The 20,298-nt window shown below is 69.7% G+C and carries 20 protein-coding genes; 18 read left to right on the forward strand and 2 right to left on the reverse strand.

The window, feature by feature from the left end; genetic code table 11:
- The first annotated feature begins 77 nt into the window (after positions 1-77).
- The 12 genes from AC1RVW_RS10635 (at position 78) to AC1RVW_RS10690 (ending at position 10,566) form a co-directional block, all read left to right on the forward strand.
- Entirely contained in the window at positions 78-584 is a 507-nt protein-coding gene (locus AC1RVW_RS10635; RefSeq protein WP_493199746.1) for a P-loop nucleotide/nucleoside kinase family protein, read from the forward strand.
- Positions 577-1,101, forward strand: a complete 525-nt coding sequence (locus AC1RVW_RS10640; protein ID WP_493199748.1) for a GNAT family N-acetyltransferase — start codon at positions 577-579, stop codon at positions 1,099-1,101. The genes AC1RVW_RS10635 and AC1RVW_RS10640 overlap by 8 nt, the downstream gene beginning before the upstream one ends.
- 161 nt (positions 1,102-1,262) lie before the next feature.
- Positions 1,263-3,863: a PAS domain-containing protein gene (locus AC1RVW_RS10645; protein ID WP_493199750.1), complete on the forward strand. Its 2,601-nt coding sequence runs from the start codon at positions 1,263-1,265 to the stop codon at positions 3,861-3,863.
- A 67-nt stretch (positions 3,864-3,930) separates the two neighbouring features.
- Positions 3,931-4,530, forward strand: coding sequence for a DUF1439 domain-containing protein (locus tag AC1RVW_RS10650; RefSeq protein ID WP_493199752.1), 600 nt, complete (start codon positions 3,931-3,933; stop codon positions 4,528-4,530).
- 2 nt (positions 4,531-4,532) lie between these two features.
- The gene (locus AC1RVW_RS10655; RefSeq protein ID WP_493199871.1) at positions 4,533-5,528 is read left to right on the forward strand and encodes a glycerophosphodiester phosphodiesterase; all 996 of its coding nucleotides are present in this window, start codon (positions 4,533-4,535) and stop codon (positions 5,526-5,528) included.
- Positions 5,525-5,812 (forward strand): hypothetical protein, encoded by a 288-nt coding sequence (locus tag AC1RVW_RS10660; protein ID WP_493199754.1) that lies wholly within the window; start codon positions 5,525-5,527, stop codon positions 5,810-5,812. The genes AC1RVW_RS10655 and AC1RVW_RS10660 overlap by 4 nt, the downstream gene beginning before the upstream one ends.
- A 24-nt stretch (positions 5,813-5,836) precedes the next feature.
- Positions 5,837-6,268 (forward strand): hypothetical protein, encoded by a 432-nt coding sequence (locus tag AC1RVW_RS10665; RefSeq protein WP_493199756.1) that lies wholly within the window; start codon positions 5,837-5,839, stop codon positions 6,266-6,268.
- A 77-nt stretch (positions 6,269-6,345) separates the two neighbouring features.
- Positions 6,346-7,818, forward strand: coding sequence for a TolC family protein (locus AC1RVW_RS10670; RefSeq protein ID WP_493199758.1), 1,473 nt, complete (start codon positions 6,346-6,348; stop codon positions 7,816-7,818).
- A 1-nt stretch (position 7,819) separates the two neighbouring features.
- Entirely contained in the window at positions 7,820-9,241 is a 1,422-nt protein-coding gene (locus AC1RVW_RS10675; RefSeq protein WP_493199760.1) for a multicopper oxidase family protein, read from the forward strand.
- 23 nt (positions 9,242-9,264) lie between these two features.
- Positions 9,265-9,777: a cupredoxin domain-containing protein gene (locus tag AC1RVW_RS10680; RefSeq protein ID WP_493199762.1), complete on the forward strand. Its 513-nt coding sequence runs from the start codon at positions 9,265-9,267 to the stop codon at positions 9,775-9,777.
- Positions 9,778-9,787: 10 nt separating this feature from the next.
- Complete coding sequence (locus tag AC1RVW_RS10685; protein ID WP_493199764.1) at positions 9,788-10,243, forward strand: DUF411 domain-containing protein; 456 nt, start codon at positions 9,788-9,790, stop codon at positions 10,241-10,243.
- Between the two features lie 32 nt (positions 10,244-10,275).
- Complete coding sequence (locus tag AC1RVW_RS10690) at positions 10,276-10,566, forward strand: copper-binding protein (RefSeq protein ID WP_493199766.1); 291 nt, start codon at positions 10,276-10,278, stop codon at positions 10,564-10,566.
- A gap of 16 nt (positions 10,567-10,582) precedes the next feature.
- Here AC1RVW_RS10690 and AC1RVW_RS10695 read toward each other — a convergent pair whose 3' ends face one another.
- Positions 10,583-11,884 (reverse strand): NAD(P)/FAD-dependent oxidoreductase, encoded by a 1,302-nt coding sequence (locus AC1RVW_RS10695; protein WP_493199768.1) that lies wholly within the window; start codon positions 11,882-11,884, stop codon positions 10,583-10,585.
- A gap of 40 nt (positions 11,885-11,924) precedes the next feature.
- On the opposite strand from AC1RVW_RS10695, the gene AC1RVW_RS10700 reads away from it, so the two are divergent.
- Genes AC1RVW_RS10700 through AC1RVW_RS10715 form a run of 4 tightly spaced genes read left to right on the forward strand, consistent with a single transcriptional unit; the run spans position 11,925 to position 15,366 of the window.
- Positions 11,925-12,962, forward strand: a complete 1,038-nt coding sequence (locus AC1RVW_RS10700; protein WP_493199770.1) for a P1 family peptidase — start codon at positions 11,925-11,927, stop codon at positions 12,960-12,962.
- Positions 12,963-12,982: 20 nt separating this feature from the next.
- Positions 12,983-14,362, forward strand: coding sequence for a TAXI family TRAP transporter solute-binding subunit (locus AC1RVW_RS10705; RefSeq protein ID WP_493199772.1), 1,380 nt, complete (start codon positions 12,983-12,985; stop codon positions 14,360-14,362).
- Complete coding sequence (locus AC1RVW_RS10710) at positions 14,352-14,987, forward strand: MerR family transcriptional regulator (protein ID WP_493199774.1); 636 nt, start codon at positions 14,352-14,354, stop codon at positions 14,985-14,987. Before AC1RVW_RS10705 ends, AC1RVW_RS10710 begins: the two co-directional genes overlap by 11 nt.
- Complete coding sequence (locus AC1RVW_RS10715; RefSeq protein ID WP_493199776.1) at positions 14,905-15,366, forward strand: carboxymuconolactone decarboxylase family protein; 462 nt, start codon at positions 14,905-14,907, stop codon at positions 15,364-15,366. The genes AC1RVW_RS10710 and AC1RVW_RS10715 overlap by 83 nt, the downstream gene beginning before the upstream one ends.
- 3 nt (positions 15,367-15,369) lie before the next feature.
- Here the strand turns inward: AC1RVW_RS10715 and ettA are convergent, their stop codons facing one another.
- Positions 15,370-17,031 (reverse strand): energy-dependent translational throttle protein EttA, encoded by a 1,662-nt coding sequence (gene ettA, locus AC1RVW_RS10720; RefSeq protein ID WP_081271470.1) that lies wholly within the window; start codon positions 17,029-17,031, stop codon positions 15,370-15,372.
- A 301-nt stretch (positions 17,032-17,332) separates the two neighbouring features.
- On the opposite strand from ettA, the gene AC1RVW_RS10725 reads away from it, so the two are divergent.
- Together AC1RVW_RS10725 and AC1RVW_RS10730 are read left to right on the forward strand one after the other, a co-directional pair.
- Positions 17,333-19,135 (forward strand): DEAD/DEAH box helicase, encoded by a 1,803-nt coding sequence (locus tag AC1RVW_RS10725; protein ID WP_493199778.1) that lies wholly within the window; start codon positions 17,333-17,335, stop codon positions 19,133-19,135.
- Positions 19,136-19,256: 121 nt separating this feature from the next.
- Positions 19,257-20,297, forward strand: coding sequence for an endonuclease/exonuclease/phosphatase family protein (locus AC1RVW_RS10730; protein ID WP_493199780.1), 1,041 nt, complete (start codon positions 19,257-19,259; stop codon positions 20,295-20,297).
- The last annotated feature ends 1 nt before the right edge of the window (position 20,298 follow it).

Here is a 20,298-nt window from a genome sequence, read left to right on the forward strand (position 1 = left end):
CGCCATGCAACCCGCCCCACGAGGCGGGTTTTTTGTCTCCTGGGGTTTTCTTCAAGACCACGACAGGAGATCGAACGATGTCATCGAACCCCACCCGTCCCGTAGTTCGCCCCGTGCTTCACATGGTCTGCGGCAAGATCGCCGCGGGCAAGTCGACCCTCACCCAGCGCCTCGCGGCCGAGCCTGCCACCGTGCTCATCAGCGAAGACACCTGGCTCGCCACGCTGTACCCGGACGAGATCCGCGAGCTGCCCGACTACGTGCGCGCATCCGGCCGGCTGAAGGCGGCGATGGCCGACCACGTGGCGGCCCTGCTTGCGGCCGGCGTGTCGGTGGTGCTCGACTTTCCCGCGAACACTGTCGCCAACCGGGCCTGGGCGCGCGGCATCTTCGAGAAGGCGGGTGCAGCGCACCGGCTGCATTTTCTGGACGTGCCCGATGAGGTCTGCAAGCAGCGGCTGCGGGCGCGCAACGCGTCGGGCACGCACGCCTTCGAGACTTCGGACGCCCAGTTCGAGCTGATCAGCAGCCACTTCGTGCCGCCCTCGCCGGACGAAGGCTTCGAGGTGGTGCGCCATGCCTGAGCCGCTAAGCTCGGGCTCCATGCAGATCGAGCAAGCCCGCCCCGAGGAAGCCGCCACCGTCGCGGCCGTATTGAATGAAGCCGCGCAGTGGATCGCCGCCGAAGGCCGTCCGCTGTGGACGGCCAGCGACATCGCCCCCGAGCGCATCCGGCGCGACACCGAGGCCGGCGGCTACTTCATCGCACGCAATAACGGTGAGATGGCCGGCGTCGTCCGGCTCGACCTCGAAGACCCGCACTTCTGGCCCGAGATCGAAAGCGGGAGTTCGGTGTTCGTGCACAAGCTGGCGGTGCGCAGGACGTGGGCCGGGCAAGGCGTGCCGGTCGCGCTGCTGGGCTTTGCGCGCGAGCATGCGCGCGGACTCGGCCGGCCCTGGCTGCGGCTGGACTGCGTGGCCGACCGTGCGCCGCTGCGTGCGCTGTACGAAGGCTTCGGCTTCTCGCTGCACAGCGTGGTCCACAAGGGCGAGCGCGCGTTCGCCCGCTTCGAACTGGCCGTGCCGCCGCTCGCCGAATAGCCTTTCGACCGGCGCCGCGCCGCACCCTGTCTGGCTGCGCGCCGCCGCGCCATGGCGGATTTGTCCGACCGATGCCCCGCCCGACTTCTGCTAGCTTCCCGGGCTGGCGGCAAAACGGGTGACAACGGGCGAACGGCCCCAGGCGGTAGAAAGCAGCGCGCATGCTCAACGGCACATCGACAACGGCATATCCCTTCCTGGCGGGCGGCGGCGAACTCGCCGGCCTGATCGCCGGCTTCGACTGGGCCGCCACCGGGCTCGGCCCGCTGGAGACCTGGCCCGGCCACATGCGCAGCGCGGTGGCCATCATGCTCAGGTCGGACGTGGCCATCGCCACCCTGTGGGGCGAGCACGGCGTGCTGATCTACAACGACGCCTACGCCGCGTTCTCGGGCATCCGGCATCCCCAGGTGCTGGGCATGCGCGTGCGCGAGGCCTGGTCGGAGGCGGCGGCCTTCAACGACCATGTGCTGAAGGTCGGCCTGTCCGGGCGCACCCTGAGCTTCCAGGACCAGGAGCTGGTGCTGAACCGCCGCGGCGTGGCCGAGCAGGTGTGGATGAACCTGAACTATTCGCCGCTGCTGGACGACCACGGCAACCCTGTGGGCGTGTGGGCGCTGGTGATCGACACCACCGCCAAGGTGCAGGCCGAGCGCCGGCTGCAGGACGACCGCGCGCGCTTCGCGCAGCTGTTCGAGCAGGCCCCCAGCTTCATGGCCATGCTGGAGGGGCCGCAGCACCGCATCGTGCTGGCCAACCCGGGCTACCTGCGGCTGGTCGGCAACCGGCCGGTGGTCGGCCTGCCGGTGGCCGAGGCGCTGCCCGACGCGGCGGCCCAGGGCTACGTGGCGCTGCTCGACAAGGTGTACCGCGACGGCGAGGCCTTCACCGCGCACGGCTCGCGCTACGACGTGCAGGTGGAGGCGAACGGGCCGGTGCGCGAGTGCTATGTGGACTTCGTGTTCCAGCCGATCCGCGATGCGTCGGGCGCGGTGTCGGGCGTTTTCGTGGAGGGCGTGGACGTCACCGCGCGCATGGCCGCGGAGGCCCGGCGCGCGGCGCTCGCCGACTTCACCGACAAGCTGCGGGGCCTGCGCAGCGCGGCCGACGTGGGCCTGGCGGCAGCGGAAATGCTGGCCGCCACGCTCGGCGTGAGCCGCGCTGGGTACGGCAGCGTCGACCACGACACCGGCGAGCTGCGGGTGGAACGCGACTGGCACTCGCCCGACTGCGACTCGCTGGTCGGCGTGCTGAACCTGGGCGACTACGGCTCGTTCGTCGACAGCCTGCGCAACGACGAGTTCGTGGCCGTGCCCGACGTGCGGCTGGACCCGCGCACGGCCGCCACCGCCGGCGCGCTGGAAGCACGGCACGCCCGCGCCTTCATGAACGTGCCGGTGGTGGAGCAGGGTCGCCTGGTGGCGCTGCTGTTCGTCAACCACCTGCACGTGCGCGAATGGACGCCCGAGGAAGGCGCCTTCATGCGCGAGATTTCCGCGCGCACGCGCACCGCCGCGGAGCGCGTGCGCAGCGAGGCCGCGCTGCGCGAGGCCAACGAGTCGCTGGAGCTGAAGGTGGCGCAGCGCACGCAGGAGCTGATGGAGGTCGAGGCCCGGTTCCGCCAGGCGCAGAAGATGGAAGCCATCGGCCAGCTCACCGGCGGCATCGCGCACGACTTCAACAACCTGCTGGGAGGCATGAGCACCAGCCTGCAGGTGCTGGAAAAGCGGCTGCAGCTGCAGAAGTTCGACAACGCCGGCCGCTACATCGGCATGGCGCAGGACGCGGTACGCAGGGCCGCATCGCTCACGCAGCGGCTGCTGGCCTTCTCGCGCCGCCAGACGCTGGACCCCAAGCCGACCGACGTGAACCGGCTGGTCGCGGGCATCGAGGAGATGGTGCGCCGCACCGTGGGCCCCTCGGTGGTGGTCGAGGTGGTGGGCGCGGGCGGGCTGTGGCTGACGCGGGTGGACGCCTCGCAGCTGGAGAACGCGGTGCTCAACCTGTGCATCAACGCGCGCGACGCCATGTCGCCGCACGGCGGGCGCCTGACCATCGAGACGGCCAACAAGTGGCTGGACGACCGCAGCGCGGCCGAGCGCGAACTGCCGCCGGGGCAGTACATCTCGGTGTGCGTCAGCGACACCGGCACGGGCATGAGCAGCGAGGTGGCGGCGCGCGCCTTCGACCCTTTCTTCACCACCAAGCCCATGGGCCAGGGCACCGGGCTGGGCCTGTCGATGGTGTACGGATTCGTGCGGCAGTCGGGCGGGCAGGTGCGCATCTATTCCGAGCCCGGCGCGGGCACGACCATGTGCCTGTACCTGCCGCGCTTCGTCGGCGAGGCCGAGGCCGACCTGCCGCTGCCGCAGCCGGCGGCCGATCACCGCGGCGAAGGCGAGGTGGTGCTGGTGGTGGAGGATGAGGCCACCATCCGCGCCATCGTGGCCGAGGAGCTGGAAGACGCCGGCTACCGCGTGGTCTCGGTGGCCGACGGCGCCGCCGCGCTGAGGATGCTGCAGTCGGACGAGGGCATCGACCTGCTGCTGACCGACGTGGGCCTGCCCGGCGGGCTGAACGGCCGCCAGGTGGCCGACGCGGGCCGCGTGACCCGCCCCGGGCTGAAGGTGCTGTTCATCACCGGCTACGCGGAGAATGCGGCAGTGGGCAACGGCCTGCTCGAATACGGCATGGAAGTGATCACCAAGCCCTTCGACGTGGCCGCGCTGGTGGCCAAGGTGCAGGAGATGATCGAGCGCTGAACCCTTCCGGCACGGCATCCGGGCCCGCCCAGGCTGTGGCAAGCTCGCGAGCCGCATGACGAACCGTATGACATTCCGCTTCCCACCCTCCCCGTCGTTCCCGACCCTGCCCGCGCGCCGCCGGATGCTGCGCGCGCTGCTGGGCGCCACGGCCCTGCAGGCGCCCTTCGCGGCGCTGGCCGGCTTCAACTTCTTCACCAGCGAATACACCGCCACGCGCGACGAGCTGCAGGCGCAGATCGCCAGGCGCTTTCCGGTGGCCGAGCGCTACGCGGAGATCTTCATGGTCGGCCTGCGCGATCCGCAACTGGGCCTGGACGCACGCAACAACCGCGCGGCCATCACCGCCACGCTGACCATCGCGAGCCCCCTGCTGGCCGCATCGCCGGTGCAGGGCGTGGTGTCGGTCAGCAGCGCGCTGAAGTACGACGCCGCCACGCGCGCGCTGCGGCTCGACCAGCCGAAGGCCGAGCGGCTCGAGCTTCAGGGCGTCGAGGGACGCGACGCCGAGCGGCTGCAGAAGATCGGCGCGGTGGTCGCACAGGAACTGCTGCAAGGCCAGGTGCTGCGCAGCTTCACGGCCGACGAGCTGACGGTCGGGCGCAAGACCTACGAGATCGGCGACATCACCGTGTCGGACAACGGCATCAAGGTGCAACTCAAATGAAGATGAAATTCACCCTCCTCGCCGCCACGGCGCTGCTCGCCGCCGGCTGCGCGGCCATCTTGCCCACGGCCAAGCAGCACTTCGACCTCGAGGCCCATCGCGGCGGCCGGGGCCTGGCGCCGGAGAACACGCTGGCCGCGTTCGACAACGCCATCGACCTGGGCGTGACCACGCTCGAACTCGACATCGGGCTCACGGCCGACGGCGTCGTCGTGATCTCGCACGACACCTCGCTCAACCCCGACCACACCCGCGACGCCAGCGGCGCCTGGCTGGCGCCCAGGAGCGGCGCAGCGATCCGCTCGCTCACGCTGGCGCAGCTGCAGACCTACGACGTGGGCCGGCTGAACCCGTCGAGCAACTACGGCAAGCAGTTTGCGCTGCAGCAGCCGCGCGACGGCGAACGCATTCCGACGCTGGCCTCGCTGTTCGAGCGGGTGCAGGCGCGCGGCGCCAATGCGGCCACGGTGCGCTTCAACATCGAGACCAAGATCGATCCGAACAAGCCCGGCGAAACCGCAGCGCCCGAGCCGATGGTGCGCGCGCTGCTGGCCGAGATCGACAAGGCGAAGATGGCCGGCCGGGTGACCGTGCAGAGCTTCGACTGGCGCACGCTGGCGCTGGTCGGCCAGCTCGCGCCGCAGCTGCCGCGCGCCTATCTCACCACGCCGCGCACGCTGCAGGACCCCCGCTGGACCGCCGGCCTGGCGCTTTCGAACTTCGCCTCGGTGCCGCAGATGGTCAAGGCCGCGTCGGGCAACGGGACCGGCCCGGTGATCTGGTCGCCGGCCTACGCCGACCTGTCGCCCGCGGTCATCAAGGAGGCGCAGAAGCTCGGCATGACCGTGCTGCCCTGGACCGTGAACCAGCGCGCCGACATGCAGCGCCTGATGGACTGGGGTGCCGACGGCATCATCACCGACTACCCCGACATGCTGCGCGACCTGATGCGCGAACGCGGTCTGGCCCTGCCGCCACCCGGAAAGGCCGCGCCATGAGCCGCGAAATCGCCACGGCCCAGCTCGACGCCCTGGCCGCGCGCATCGCGGCGCTCGGCGGCAGCGGTGGCGGCCCGGTCACCGCGCTGTCCAACGAGGCACGCGGCAGCGCCGAGCTGCTTGCCGCACTGCCGCCGCGCTACCGCGAGGTGCTGCTGAACCTGCTGGACCGGCTCGAGTCGAGCGCGCTCTTCAGCGAGGAAAGCTGCTCCTTCAGCCAGAAGGACCTGCTCGACAACCTGAAGGTGTGGGCCGACAAGGCCCGTGGCCAGCTGGTGGCATGAGTCGCCGGTTTATCATCCCGCCCCATGCGCACCCTGCTGCTCGCCTTGATGATCGCCCTGCTGCCCATCCGCGGCTGGCTCGGCGACGCCATGGCGGTAGAGATGGTGCGGCACTCGCTGCCGGCGGCCTCCGCAGCGGCGATGGCAACGGCGGCCGCCCAAGCCCATTGCCATGACGCGATGGAGGCGGTGGAAGCCGGCGACGGCATGGACCACATGGCCATGTCCATGGCCGACCACCACGCCGGCTCGCAGCACAACGGCAGCGACAACGACGACGCCGGCCACCAAGGCTGTGGCACCTGCACCGCCTGCCAGGTCTGCCACACGGTGGCACTCGGCGGCATGCCCCTCGTCGACATCGTGCACAGCGCGCCCCAGGCGCCGCCTGCCGCACACGCGACCCGCTTCGCCAGCGCGGAGCCCGCCCCGGGCCTGAAGCCGCCCATTTCCTGATCTCCCTGCCCGTAATCCGTCCGCAGTGAGCCTGTCCCGGCTCGCGGCGTCCGTCGTATTGCTCATGGAGATCGAGCGTGAACCCCAATATTGGCCGGCCGCCTGCCGGCCGCGATTCCCCTTCTTCCGTTTCATTCATCCGCACCGCGGCCGCGCTGGCCGCAGCGCTGGTGCTGGCCGGCTGCGCCAGCCTCTCGTCCGACGGCGGCAGCGCCGACGTGCAGGCGCTGACGGCCGGCAATCCGCTCGTGGCCGGCGCCGCGACCCAGCGTGCGCCCGACGAGGCCTCGCGCAAGCGCATCGGCGAACTGCTCGCACGGCCGCTGGATGCCGAATCGGCCGTGCGCATCGCGCTGGTCAACAGCCCGCGCGTGCAGGACGCCTTTGCCACGCTGCAGCTGAGCGACGCCGACCGCGTGCAGGCCGCGAGCCTGCCGAACCCGGTGCTCGCCTTCAGCCGCCTGCGCGAAGGCAGCGAGCGCGAGTTCGAGCGCATGCTGAGCTTCAACGTGGTGGGCCTGCTCACGCTGCCGTGGCAGGCGCGCTGGGCCGACCAGCGGCATGAGTCGGCCAAGCTGCAGGCCGCGCAGAGTGTGCTGGTGCTGGCCGCCGACACCCGCCGCGCCTGGGTGCGCGCGGTGGCCGCGCAGCAGAGCGTGGCCTACCTGCGCGACGCGAAGGAGGCCACCGAAGCCGGCGCCGAACTCGCGCACCGCATGGCCAGGGCCGGCAACTGGAGTGCGCTGCAGCGCACGCGCGAACAGCTCCTGCTGGCCGACGCCTCGGCGCAGCTCGCCCGCGCGGAACAGTCGGCCGTCGCCTCGCGCGAACAACTCACCCGGCTGCTCGGCCTGAGCGGCGGCGACACCGCCTACACCCTGCCCGACCGCCTGCCGCCGCTGCCCGATGCGGCGCCTGAACTCGGCGACGTGCAGGCGCTGGCGCTGCGCGACCGGCTCGACGTGCGATCGGCCACGGCGCAGAACGCGGCGGTGGCCGGCTCGCTCGGCCTCACGCACGCCACCAGCGTGATCAACGCGATGGAGCTGGGCGTGGTGCGCAACACGAAGTTCGACAACGGCGCGGACCGCTCGCGCAGCACCAAGCGCGGCTTCGAGCTCGACCTGCCGATTCCGGTCTTCGACTGGGGCCAGGCGCGCAACGGCCGCGCCGAGGCGCTGTATCTGCAGTCGGCCGCTCGCGTGCGCGACGTGGGCGTGCTGGCCGCGAGCGAGGCGCGCGAGGCATGGCAGGGCTGGAACACCGCCTATGCCATCGCCCGCCGCTACCGCGACGAGGTGCTGCCGCTGCGCAAGCAGGTCAACGAGGAAATGGTGCTGCGCTACAACGGCATGCTCGCGAGCGTGTGGGAGCTGCTCGGCGAAACCCGCGCCAGCGTGCTCGCGGTGAACGCGGGCATGGAGGCGCAGCGCGACTTCTGGCTGGCGGACACCGACCTGCAACTGGTGCTCACCGGCAGTTCGCCCGGCGGCATGACCGCGCTGCAGACCGCCGCGTCCGGCGAGACGCCAGCGGCGGGAGGCCACTGACATGAACCGTCGCAACTTCTTCGCGGGCGCGGCCACGGCCGTTGCCGCCACCACCGTGAGCCGCGTGGGCATGGCCGCATTGCCCGAGCCGGTGTCGCAAGGCTCGACCGCCACCGCGCCGCCGCTCGATCCGCCCAACGGCCGGCCCTACAACCCTGTCGTCACGCTCAACGGCTGGACGCTGCCCTGGCGCATGAACGCCGGTGTCAAGGAATTCCACCTCGTCGCCGAACCCGTCGTGCGCGAGATGGCGCCCGGCTTCAAGGTCAACATGTGGGGCTACAACGGCCAGTCGCCCGGCCCGACCATCGAGGTGGTCGAGGGCGACCGCGTGCGCATCTTCGTGACCAACCGGCTGCCCGAGCACACCACCGTGCACTGGCACGGCCAGCGCCTGCCCAACGGCATGGACGGCGTGGGCGGCATCACGCAGCCGCACATCCCGCCGGGCAAGACCTTCGTCTACGAGTTCACCGCGCGCCGGCCCGGCACCTTCATGTACCACCCGCACGCCGACGAGATGGTGCAGATGGCGATGGGAATGATGGGCTTCTGGGTCACGCATCCTCGCGAGGCCCGCAGCCATCCGCTGATCGAGCCGGTGCAGCGCGACTTCTGCTTCCTGCTCGGCAGCTTCGACGTGGAGCCCGGCAGCGCCACGCCGAAGGTCAACACCATGACCGACTTCAACATCTGGAGCTTCAACAGCCGCGTGTTCCCGGCCATCGACACGCTGAACGTGCGCCGCGGCGACCGTGTCCGCATCCGCGTGGGCAACCTCACGATGACCAACCACCCCGTCCACATCCACGGCCACGAGTTCGAGGTGACGGGCACCGACGGCGGCCCGGTGCCGCGCACCGCGCGCTGGCCGGAGGTGTCGGTCGACGTGGCGGTGGGCCAGATGCGGCAGATGGAGTTCATTGCCGACGAGGAAGGCGACTGGGCGCTGCACTGCCACAAGGCGCACCACACCATGGGCCCGATGGGCCACGAGGTGCCGACCATGATCGGCGTCGACCAGAAGGGCGTGGCCGAGAAGATCCGCAAGCTCGTGCCCGACTACATGGTGATGGGCGACAAGGGCATGGCCGACATGGGCGAGATGGAGATGCCCATTCCCGACAACACCGTGCCGATGATGACCGGCACCGGCCCCTTCGGCTCGGCCGAGATGGGCGGCATGTTCACGCTGCTGAAGGTGCGGCGCGACCAGAAGCCGGGCGACTACCGCGACCCGGGCTGGTTCAGGCACCCGGCGGGCACCGTCGCGCGCGAAGTGCCGGGGGCGAACGTCCCGCCGGCCACGCGCAGCGCCCCTGCCGCCAAGGGCGGCGGCAACAAGACCGACGCCAAGGGCGGCGGCGACAAGACCGACGCCAGCGTGCGCAAGCCTTCGGGCCACGGCGCGCACGACCACTGATCTCTTTTCCTGGAACCCACCTCATGAACAAGACACTCGCATCCATCGCCGCCAGCCTGGCCCTTGCGGCAGCCGCCACCGCTGCGCAGGCCCACGAGGCCCACGTCGCCAGGCCGCAAGGCGCCGCCACGCCCGCACCCGAACAGAAGCCCTGGGGCATCGCGGGCAAGGCCGGCGCGGTGAAGCGCACCATCGACATCGCGATGGCCGACGACATGACTTTCACGCCCTCCGTCATCGAAGTGCGCGAAGGCGACACCATCCGCCTGCGCCTGAAGAACCGCGGCAAGGACCTGCACGAACTGGTGCTGGGGACCACCGCCGAGATCGAGGCGCACGCGGCCATGATGAAGAAATTCCCGGGCATGGAGCACGACGAGCCGTGGATGGTGCACGTGCCCCCGGGCAAGACCGGCGACATGGTCTGGACCTTCAACCGCGCCGGCGATTTCGACTTCGCCTGCCTGGTGAAGGACCACTACGAGCTCGGCATGGCCGGCCGCGTCCGCGTGCTGCCCGCCGCCGGCAAATCCTGAAGGAGAAATCATGCAAAGAAGAAAGCTGCTGCTGGCATTGGCGTCCACTGCCGTGCCGTTTGCCGCGACGACCGCGATGGCCGCGGCGCCGATGGTCGAGATCTGGAAAGACCCGAACTGCGGCTGCTGCCAGGACTGGGTCAAGCACCTCGACAAGAGCGGCTTCGCCACGCGCGTGCACGACGAAGGCAATACCGCCGCGCGCACCCGCCTGGGCATGCCCGCCAAGCTGGGCTCGTGCCACACGGGCCTCGTCGGCGGCTACGCCATCGAAGGCCACGTGCCAGCGCGCGAGGTGCAACGGCTGCTCAAGGAAAAGCCCAAGGCCGTCGGCCTCGCCGTGCCCGGCATGCCGGTCGGATCGCCCGGCATGGACGGCCCGGCCTATGGCGACCGGCGCGACCCCCACGAGGTGCTGCTGGTGCTGGCCGACGGCAGCACGCGCGTCTATCAAAGCTATCGCTGAACCAACCGCCTACCGAAGAAAGCAAACTCATCATGAAGAAACTGTTCACCGCACTCTCCGCCGCCCTGCTCGCCGCAGCCGCCTTCGCGCAGGCTGCATTGCCGTCCGTCGAGGGCGAGGTCCGCAAGATCGACTCCGACGCGAAGAAGATCACGCTGAAGCACGGCGACATTCCCAACCTCGAGATGACGGGCATGACGATGGTCTTCCGCGTGAGCGACCCTGCGCTGCTCACCAAGGTGAAGCCCGGCGACAAGGTGCAGTTCACGGCCGACAAGGTCGACGGTGCGCTCACGGTGCTTTCGATAGCGCCGGCGAACTGAGATTCGCCGGCCGGCTTCAGGACTTGAAGCGCCCCGGATCGAAGGGCGCGAGCGGTATCTCCGCTGCAGCGCCAGCGAGCAGCTGCGCCGCCAGCCGCCCCGTGCGCGCCGAGCCGCACAGGCCCACGTGGCCATGCCCGAAGGCCAGCACGATGTCGGCACTGGCACCTGACGGGCCGATGCAGGGCAGCCCGTCGGGCAGGCTCGGGCGGTGCCCGAGCCAGTGCTTCACGGAAGGCGCGCCCGGCGCGGGCCGTGCAAGCGAGGGGAACATCGACTGCAGATGCTCGTGCAGGATTGCGGCGCGGCGCCAGTCGGGCGCGGCTTCCAGGCCCGCGATCTCGACCTGCCCTGCCGCGCGCAGGCCGCCGTCCATCCAGTGCGCGATGAGCTTGCCGTCGGCCACCATGGTCGGCGTGCGCGGGCCGGCCTTGGCGTCTTCGATGACCACGTGGTAGCCGCGCTCCGACTCCAGCGGCACCGCGGAGCCGGCGGCCGCGGCCAGCGCGCCTGAACGGGCACCGGCGCAGATGGCGGCGCCGTCGCAGGCGATTTCGCCGGCCTCGGTGCGCACGGCACGCAGCCGGCCGCCCTCGATGCGAAACCCCGTCGCGCGGGCGGCGACCCGTTCGGCGCCCGCATCGAGCGCATGCTGCGCCAGGGCCGCCACGTAGGCGCCCGGGTTGCGGCAGTGGCCGGCCTCGGGCACGAAGATGCCCAGGGTGTAGCGCGCATCGAGATCGGGTTCGCGGCGGCGCAGTTCGGCCTCCGGCCATTCCTCCCACTGGATGCCGACGCGCCGGCGCACGCGCCAGCCCAGCGCATCGCCGTCGAACTCCGCGCGCGAGCGGTAGGCGTGCAGCAGCCCGCGCCGCTCGATGAGCTGCGGCACGCCCGCTTCGGCGGCCAGTCGGGCGTGCAGCGCGGGCGCGTCGGCCAGCAGCGTGCGCAGCGCGTCGGCGGTGCGCTGCACGCGCGCCTCGGTCGAGCCCGAGGCCAGGTAGCGCAGCAGCCATGGCAGGGCCCGAGGCAGGTAGCGCCAGCGCAGGGCGAGCGGCCCGAGCGGGTCGGCCAGCCAGCCGGGCACCTTGCGCCAGGCCCCCGGCAACGCGGGCGGCACCACCGAATGCGACGACAGCCAGCCGGCGTTGCCGTAGCTCGTGGCATGCGGGCCGCCCGGCTCGCCGGGCTCCACCACCGTCACGCGCAAACCCGCGCGCAGCGCTTCGATGGCGGTGGCGCTGCCTACCGCGCCCGCGCCGATCACCACGACATGACGGCTCCCGCCGTCGGGGGAGAAACTTCTTGCAACTGTCATGGTGCTGATCGTAGAGGGTGCGGTCTCATAATCGGCCGCCATGCCAGCCTCCTCTTCCAACTCTTTCGCCTCTTCCCATTCCGCCGGTTCCATCACCGACGTCGCCGGCATCGAAGTCGGCCATTTCTCCGACACCCGCCGCCCCACCGGCTGCACCGTGATCATGGCGCGCGACGGCGCCGTGGGCGGTGTCGACGTGCGCGGCGCGGCCCCCGGCACGCGCGAGACCGACCTGCTCGCGCCCGGCAACCTGGTGCAGCAGGTGCATGCGGTGATGCTCGCGGGCGGCAGTGCCTGGGGCCTGGCCGCGGCCGAAGGCGCCATGCGCTGGATGGAGGAACGCGGCATCGGCATGGACGTGCGCTTCGGCACGCTGCCCATCGTGCCCGCCGCCGTGCTGTTCGACCTGCCGATGGGCGATGCGCGCATCCGCCCCGACGCCGCGGCCGGCTATGCCGCCTGCGAGGCCGCGAGCACGGCGCCGCCCGCCGAAGGCAACGTGGGTGCGGGCTCCGGCGCGCTGGTGGGCAAGCTCTTCGGCGTGCACCGCGCGATGAAGGGCGGCATCGGCACCGCGTCGGTCAAGGTCGGCGGCGTCACGGTGGGCGCGCTGATCGCGGTGAATCCGCTGGGCGACGTGATCGACCACAACACCGGCCAGCCCGTGGCCGGTGCGCGCACCGAAGACGGCAAGTCGCTGCTCGACACCCGCCGCGCCCTGCTGCGCGGCGACAGCCCCAAGCCGCTGCTGGCGGGCACCAACACCACCATCGGCGTGATCGCCACCGACGCGTTACTGACCAAGGTGCAGGCCAACCGGCTCGCCATGGTCGCGCACGACGGGCTGGCGCGTTCCATCAACCCGGTGCACACCATGAGCGACGGCGACACGCTGTTCGCGCTGGCCACCGGCCGCGTGCCGCTGGAAGGCAACGCCCCGGGCATGACGGTGCTCAGCACCATGGCCGCCGAGGCGGTCGCCATCGCCACGCTGCGCGCGGTGCAGGCGGCGCGCGCGGTGACGGTGGGCGAGCTGCACATTCCCTGCGCGGCGGACATGGCAGCAACGCGCGGCTGACACTTCACGAGAAGACCACCATGGCGTTCCCCCGGACCTTGAAGCTCATCCTGCTGTCGATCCGCGACCTGATCGCCTCGGCGGGGCCGATCGTGTTCATCGTGATCGGCCTGCTGGTCGCCGCCTACTGGTGGCTGCAACCGCAACCGCCCAAGCACGTCACGCTCGCCACCGGCCCCACGGGCAGCGCCTATGCGCAGTTCGGCAAGCACTATGCGGAAGCCCTCAAGCGCGCCGGCATCGAGGTGGAGCTCAAGCCCACCTCGGGCTCGACCGAGAACCTGCAGCTGCTGCGCACCGGCGGCGCCGACGTGGGCTTCGTGCGCGGCGGCAGCGCCGACCCGGTGGCGGACGAGCAGGCCGGCCTGACATCGCTCGGCAGCCTGTTCTACGAGCCGATATGGCTCTTCTACCGCGCCGATTCGGCACAGAAGATCGACCGCAAGACCGGCACGCTGACATCGCTCACGCAACTGCGCGGCCTGCGCGTGAACGTCGACCTGCCGGGCAGCGGCCTGCCGGACATCATGGAGCGCATGCTCAAGGCCAACAAGCTCGGACCCGGCGACCTGCTGCTGTCGAACCTCGAGCAGGCAGCCGCCGCCGAGGCGCTGCAGGCGGGGCTGCTCGACGCCATCGTGCTGTCGTCGGCGCCGCAGTCGCCGCAGGTGCAGCACCTGCTGCGCTCCGACGACATCAAGCTCATGGACTTCGGCCAGGCCGACGCCTATTCGCGCCGCTTCCCGTTCCTGTCGGCCGTGACGCTGCCGCGCGGCGTGGTCGACCTGTCGAAGGACCTGCCGCCGCACGACGTGTCGCTGCTGGCGGCCACCACCTCTTTGCTGTCGCGCGACGAAACGCACCCCGCCCTGCGGCAGCTTTTCGCGCAGTCGGCGCAGACGCTGCACAGCGGCGCCGGCTGGTTCAACCGGGCGCGCGACTTTCCCAACACGCGCACCAGCGAGCTGCCGGTGAGCCCCGAAGGCGACCGCGCCATCAACGGCACGCCGCCGGCCTGGCAGCGCTACCTGCCGTTCTGGGCCAGCAACCTGATCGAGCGGATGTGGCTGGTGCTCGGCGGCCTGCTGGTGCTGATGCTGCCGCTGAGCCGCGTGGTGCCGCCGCTCTACCAGTTCCGAGTGCGCCGCCGCGTGTTCCGCTGGTATGCGCGGCTGCGCGACATCGAAGCCAAGGTCGATGCGCACAAGGGCGAAAAGAAGGCGCTGTTGGACGACCTCGACCAGCTCGACCGCACCGTCAACAAGGTGGCGGTGCCGCTGTCGTATGCCGACGAGCTCTATGCGCTGCGCAACAACATCTACGCGGTGCGCAAGCGCGTGCTCGCGCGGGGCATGCCGGAGGCCGAACCGGCGGCGGCCGCAACGAACGATGCCGGGTGACGGCAAGGCGCTTTCGGGCCGTCGCGCCTGCTGGTGGCCCTCTCAGATCAACGACACCGCCGCCCTGCGCGCGAGCTTCAACGAAGCGCTTGACTTGGAGCGCACTCTAATTTCGAGAATCAACGCCATGGAAACCAGCCTGACCATTGCGGAAGTCGCGAAGCGAACCGGCCTCACGGCCTACACGTTGCGCTACTACGAGCGCATCGGGCTGATTGCCGCGGTGCCGCGTGCGCCGGGCGGTCAGCGGCGGTATGCGAGCGCCGACATGGACTTGCTGGATTTCCTGTTGCGCCTGCGCGAGACCGGCATGTCCATCCAGGGCATGCAGGCCTTCGTCAGGCTTCGAAGCCAGGGGGACGCCAGCGTCGGCGAGCGGCGCGAGATGCTCGAGCAGCACCTTGCCGAAGTTCAGGCCCGGGTGGCGGCGCTGCAGCAATCCATGCAGGCGCTGTCGCTCAAGATCGGCCACTACCGCAAGGTCGAGAAGACGAAGAGGCGTCCTCCTCCATCGGGCAAAGCCCGGGAAGGAAAGACGAGCAATGACGAACACACAGAACCAGGGCCACGACGACAACCTGCGCTACACGCGTGGCCTGGCCAAGCTCCAGGAGATCGACGGTGATGGCGGCGTCAAGGTGGTCGAGAGCCTGGCCGGCATCGCGCCCGACTTCAGCCGCCTGCTGATCGAGTTTCCGTTCGGCGACATCTACTCGCGCCCCGGCCTCGACCTGCGCGCCCGCGAGATCGCCACGGTGGCCGCGCTCACCGCCATGGGCAATGCCGCGCCGCAACTGAAGGTGCATATCCAGGCCGCGCTGAACGTCGGCGTGACGCGCGACGAAGTGGTCGAGATCATCATGCAGATGGCCGTATATGCGGGCTTTCCGGCGGCATTGAACGGCCTCTTCGCCGCACGCGATGTGTTTGCGGCGGACGATGAAAAAAGCGCGCGGCCCCTTGCGGAACCGCGCGCTCTTGCCGAAGCGGCCGAAGCCGCCTGAGCCTTACTTCAGGGCTTTGTAGCGCATGCGCTTCGGTTTTGCGCCTTCTTCGCCAAGGCGCTTCTTCTTGTCGGCTTCGTACTCCTGGTAGTTGCCGTCGAAGAAGGTCCACTGGCTGTCGCCTTCGGCGGCCAGGATGTGGGTGGCGATGCGGTCGAGGAACCAGCGGTCATGGCTGATCACCATGACCGTGCCGGCGAACTCGAGCAGCGCGTCTTCGAGGGCGCGCAGGGTTTCCACGTCCAGGTCGTTCGACGGTTCGTCGAGCAGCAGCACGTTGCCGCCGGCGATCAGCGTCTTGGCCAGGTGCAGGCGGCCGCGTTCACCGCCCGACAGCGTGCCGACCTTCTTCTGCTGGTCGGCGCCGTTGAAGTTGAAGCGGCCCGCATACGCGCGGCTGGCCATCTGGAACTTGCCTACGTTGATGATGTCCAGGCCGTTCGAGATGTCTTCCCACACGGTCTTCTGGTTGGCCAGCTCGTCGCGGTGCTGGTCGACGAAGGCCATCTTCACGGTCTGGCCGATGACGACTTCGCCCGAATCCGGCTTTTCCTTGCCTGCGAGCAGCTTGAACAGCGTCGACTTGCCGGCGCCGTTGGGGCCGATGATGCCGACGATGGCGCCCGGCGGCACGGTGAAGCTCAGGTTGTCGATCAGCATGCGGTCGCCGAAGGACTTGCTCACGTTGTGGAACTCGAACACCTGCTGGCCCAGCCGCTCCGCCACGGGAATGAAGATTTCCTGCGTTTCGTTGCGCTTCTGGTATTCCATGTCGCTCAGCTCTTCGAAGCGGGCGAGGCGTGACTTGCTCTTGGCCTGGCGCGCCTTCGGGTTCTGGCGCGACCACTCCAGTTCCTTCTTCAGCGCCTTGGCGTGGGCTTCTTCGCTCTTCTGCTCCTGCGCCAGGCGTTCGCCCTTCTGCTCGAGCCAGGTGCTGTAGTTGCCCTTCCAGGGAATGCCGCGGCCGCGGTCCATTTCCAGGATCCACTCGGCCGCGTTGTCGAGGAAGTAGCGATCGTGGGTGATGGCCACCACGGTGCCCGTGAAGCGCTGCAGGAACACTTCGAGCCACTCCACCGATTCGGCGTCCAGGTGGTTGGTCGGCTCGTCGAGCAGCAGCATGTCGGGCTTGCTCAGCAGCAGGCGGCACAGCGCCACGCGGCGCTTTTCACCGCCCGACAGCACGCCGATCTTGGCGTCCCAGGCCGGCAGGCGCAGGGCGTCGGCGGCAATTTCGAGCTGGTGTTCGGAATCGGTGCCGGCGGTGGCGATGATGGCTTCGAGCTGGGCCTGCTCGGCCGCCAGCGCGTCGAAGTCGGCGTCTTCGGCGCCATAGGCGATGTACACCTCTTCCAGGCGCGCCTTGGCGGCAAACACCGCACCCATGGACTCCTCGACCGATTCGCGCACCGTGTGCTCGGGGTCGAGCTTGGGTTCCTGCTCCAGGTAGCCGATCGTCATGCCCGGCATGGGCAGTGCCTCGCCCTCGAATTCCTTGTCCACACCCGCCATGATCTTGAGCAGCGTGGACTTGCCCGAGCCGTTCAGGCCGAGCACGCCGATCTTGGCGCCGGGGAAAAAGGACAGCGAAATGTCTTTCAAGAGCTGCCGCTTGGGCGGCACGGTCTTGCTGACACGGTTCATCGAATAGACGTATTGAGCCATCTGGGAGTAGTTACCTTGGGTACAAAGATTCGGGGGAAAGCGCGGGCGCCAGAAAAGCACGTTCTGGCGCGGCAAACCACCGATTATCGACTCATGCGACAATAGCCACCGTTGCCGGGTCCAGTTGCCCGCAACACCGGCTCTCTGCCGGGGACGAAGAAAGCTCCATCCAACAACCCTTTCGCGAGGGCGGACTTTCCGGCTCCCACCCCTGACCTTCATCTGCCTTGACTGGCTCGGCGTCAACAAGACGCCAAGCGGGCCGATGCCACTGCGCCGTGTATGGCGCTTATTGTTTCCAATGAATTTTGACGAACTGAAGCTGGCCCCCGCCATCTTGAAGGCTGTGCACGAGCACGGCTACGACTCGCCCACCCCCATCCAGGCGCAAGCCATCCCCGCGGTGCTCGAAGGTCATGACCTGCTGGGCGGCGCACAGACCGGCACCGGCAAGACCGCCGCCTTCACGCTGCCGATGCTGCACAAGCTCAGCATGAGCCGCAGCGCCACCAACAAGTTCGGCGGCGTCGGCATCCGCGCCCTCGTGCTGACCCCCACCCGCGAACTCGCGGCCCAGGTCGAAGAGTCGGTGCGCACGTACGGCAAGTACCTGCAGCTCGACTCGACCGTGATCTTCGGCGGCGTCGGCATGAACCCGCAGATCAGCAAGCTCAAGAAGGGTGTCGACATCCTCGTGGCCACCCCCGGCCGCCTGCTCGACCTGCAGCAGCAGGGCATGCTCGACCTGAGCCAGGTCCAGATGCTGATCCTCGACGAAGCCGACCGCATGCTCGACATGGGCTTCATCCACGACGTGAAGAAGATCCTGGCCCTGGTGCCCAAGGAAAAGCAGAGCCTGCTTTTCTCGGCCACCTTCAGCGACGAGATCCGCGACCTGGCCGCCACGCTGCTGAAGAACCCGCAGAGCATCCAGGTCACGCCGCGCAACACCACCGTGCAGCGCATCACCCAGGTGATCCACCCCGTGGGCCGCGGCAAGAAGAAGGCGCTGCTCGCGCACATCATCAACGAGAACAAGTGGAGCCAGGTGCTCGTGTTCACGCGCACCAAGTTCGGCGCCAACAGCGTGGCCGAATTCCTCACCAAGAACGGCATCGAGGCGATGGCGCTGCACGGCAACAAGAGCCAGAGCGCCCGCACGCAGGCGCTGGCCGGCTTCAAGAGCGGCGACATCCGCGCGCTGGTGGCCACCGACATCGCGGCCCGCGGCATCGACATCGACGAGCTGCCGCACGTGGTGAACTACGAGATCCCGAACGTCAGCGAAGACTACGTCCACCGCATCGGCCGCACCGGCCGCGCCGGTTCGAGCGGCGAGGCCGTGAGCTTCGTGTGCCTGGACGAAGAAGGCTTCATGCAGGAAATCGAACGCTTCACCAAGCAGACGATTCCCGTGCAGATCGTCGAGGGCTTCGGCCCTGAGGAAGGCGAACGCGCCGAGCCCATCGCCATGGGTCGCCAGACGATCTGGGGCGGCGCCGGCCGTCCGCCGAGCCGCGATGTGATGCAGGCAGCCGCCAAGGCAGCCCGCACCGAGATGCTGCAACGCATCCGCGAGAACAAGGCTGGCCAGGGTGGCGGCAACGGCGGTGGCGGCGGCAATGGCGGCGGTCAGCGCCGCGGCGGCGGCCAGGGCCAGGGCGGCGGCCAGGCCCGCAATGCCAACGGCGGCGGACAAGGCCAGGGCCCGCGCGGCCCGGGTGCCCGCGCACCGCAAGGCCGCGGCCCGCAAGGTCCGGCACGCGCACCGCACCATGCGCCGCATCAGCATCAGCAAGCCCATCAGCCGCATGACGAGCGCCAGCCGCGCCATCACGGCAACAGCCACAGCCCGACGCAAGCCAACCAGGTCGCGCACCTGCGTGCCGAAGCGGTCGCTGGCGGCGCAGGCCAGCCGGATCCGTTGCGAACCAGCGTCGACCACATGGGTGGCGGCCGCGGACGCGGTCGTCCGGGCGGCGGCGGCGGTGGCTACGGCGGCAACCGTTCGGGCGGCGGTGGCCGCTCGGGTGGCGGCGGTGGTGGCTATGGCGGCGGTGGCGGCCGCTCCGGTGGCGGCGGTGGCCGTTCCTTCGGCCGCTGAGGCTGAAGAAAGCACACGCATCCGGGCGGCACGCCTGTCCGGAAACAGAGCAAGGGCACTTCGGTGCCCTTTTTCATTGGTGGTGCGGCACCGCCCTCGCCCGGGCCACAATCGTTACGCCATGCAATACATCCCGCCCAACTACGCCACCCTCTTCGTCGCCACCTGCAACCTTCTCAACCTCGCGAACCCGAACCGGGCGTACTACGAGAACCAGGACGCCTACAACGAGCGTGAGTACGAGCGAAAGATCGACTGGACCGGCGAGCGCTTCCAGGCGCTCAACGCCGACGTGCTGGCGGTGCAGGAGGTGTGGGACGAGGCGGCACTGAAGGCCGCCATCGCCCGCAGCGGGCTGCGCTACGACTTCGTGTCTGTGCCCGGCGCCGAGAACACGCCGCCGCCCGGCAGCCCCGCCGGCACACCGGCCAGGCCAGGGGCGCAGGGCACGCCGCGCGTGGGCATCGCGACCCGCCTGAAGCTGGACGAGGTCCGCTCCTTCGTCGACTTCCCGCCAGGCTTCGGCGTCGAGGTGCCGGGCCTGGGCGCGCACACGCGCTTCGAACGCCCGCCCCTGCTGGTCACGGTGCGCATGAAGCACGGCCAGCAGGTGCATGTGCTGACGGTGCACCTGAAGTCCAAGCGCCCGAAGTTCCTGCAGGACGCCCAAGGCAACCACCTGGAGGACCGCGACGACCGCAAGGTGGGCGTGATGGCGTCGCTGCGCTCGCTGCTGATGCGCGGCGCGGAGGCCGCGGCCCTGCGCTGCATCGTCATCGACCTGCTGCAGGGCACGAACGTGCCGCTCGTGGTGATGGGCGACTTCAACGACAACCCGCACAGCGTGACCACGCAGCTCGTGGCGGCCACCTCCGAAGTGGCCTACGACAAAGCCGCGCGCGACGTGGCGCTGTTCAACGCCTACGAGATGCAGGGCGAGTCGGCGCTCAAGAAGGACGTGGCGTACTCGCACATCCACCAGGGCTATCCGGAGGTGCTCGACCAGATCCTGGTGAGCGAGGAATTCGTCGCCACCAGCCGCCACAGCCTGGGCGACGTGCGGCGTGTCGACTACTTCAACGACCACCTGCACGAAGGGCGCGACCGCTCGCGCTCCGACCACGGCTTCGTGCGCGCCCTGCTCAGGCTGCGCACGGACTGAA

Source organism: Variovorax sp. MPBD4-3 (assembly GCF_058809745.1).

Excerpts from the sequence above, each read along its gene's own strand:
- AC1RVW_RS10635 (WP_493199746.1), top strand. The coding sequence starts at position 78 with ATGTCATCGAACCCCACCCGTCCCGTAGTTCGCCCCGTGCTTCACATG.
- AC1RVW_RS10640 (WP_493199748.1), top strand. The coding sequence starts at position 577 with ATGCCTGAGCCGCTAAGCTCGGGCTCCATGCAGATCGAGCAAGCCCGC.
- AC1RVW_RS10645 (WP_493199750.1), top strand. The coding sequence starts at position 1,263 with ATGCTCAACGGCACATCGACAACGGCATATCCCTTCCTGGCGGGCGGC.
- AC1RVW_RS10650 (WP_493199752.1), top strand. The coding sequence starts at position 3,931 with ATGACATTCCGCTTCCCACCCTCCCCGTCGTTCCCGACCCTGCCCGCG.
- AC1RVW_RS10655 (WP_493199871.1), top strand. The coding sequence starts at position 4,533 with ATGAAATTCACCCTCCTCGCCGCCACGGCGCTGCTCGCCGCCGGCTGC.
- AC1RVW_RS10660 (WP_493199754.1), top strand. The coding sequence starts at position 5,525 with ATGAGCCGCGAAATCGCCACGGCCCAGCTCGACGCCCTGGCCGCGCGC.
- AC1RVW_RS10665 (WP_493199756.1), top strand. The coding sequence starts at position 5,837 with ATGCGCACCCTGCTGCTCGCCTTGATGATCGCCCTGCTGCCCATCCGC.
- AC1RVW_RS10675 (WP_493199760.1), top strand. The coding sequence starts at position 7,820 with ATGAACCGTCGCAACTTCTTCGCGGGCGCGGCCACGGCCGTTGCCGCC.
- AC1RVW_RS10680 (WP_493199762.1), top strand. The coding sequence starts at position 9,265 with ATGAACAAGACACTCGCATCCATCGCCGCCAGCCTGGCCCTTGCGGCA.
- AC1RVW_RS10685 (WP_493199764.1), top strand. The coding sequence starts at position 9,788 with ATGCAAAGAAGAAAGCTGCTGCTGGCATTGGCGTCCACTGCCGTGCCG.
- AC1RVW_RS10690 (WP_493199766.1), top strand. The coding sequence starts at position 10,276 with ATGAAGAAACTGTTCACCGCACTCTCCGCCGCCCTGCTCGCCGCAGCC.
- AC1RVW_RS10695 (WP_493199768.1), bottom strand. The coding sequence starts at position 11,884 with ATGACAGTTGCAAGAAGTTTCTCCCCCGACGGCGGGAGCCGTCATGTC.
- AC1RVW_RS10700 (WP_493199770.1), top strand. The coding sequence starts at position 11,925 with ATGCCAGCCTCCTCTTCCAACTCTTTCGCCTCTTCCCATTCCGCCGGT.
- AC1RVW_RS10705 (WP_493199772.1), top strand. The coding sequence starts at position 12,983 with ATGGCGTTCCCCCGGACCTTGAAGCTCATCCTGCTGTCGATCCGCGAC.
- AC1RVW_RS10710 (WP_493199774.1), top strand. The coding sequence starts at position 14,352 with ATGCCGGGTGACGGCAAGGCGCTTTCGGGCCGTCGCGCCTGCTGGTGG.
- AC1RVW_RS10715 (WP_493199776.1), top strand. The coding sequence starts at position 14,905 with ATGACGAACACACAGAACCAGGGCCACGACGACAACCTGCGCTACACG.
- ettA (WP_081271470.1), bottom strand. The coding sequence starts at position 17,031 with ATGGCTCAATACGTCTATTCGATGAACCGTGTCAGCAAGACCGTGCCG.
- AC1RVW_RS10725 (WP_493199778.1), top strand. The coding sequence starts at position 17,333 with ATGAATTTTGACGAACTGAAGCTGGCCCCCGCCATCTTGAAGGCTGTG.
- AC1RVW_RS10730 (WP_493199780.1), top strand. The coding sequence starts at position 19,257 with ATGCAATACATCCCGCCCAACTACGCCACCCTCTTCGTCGCCACCTGC.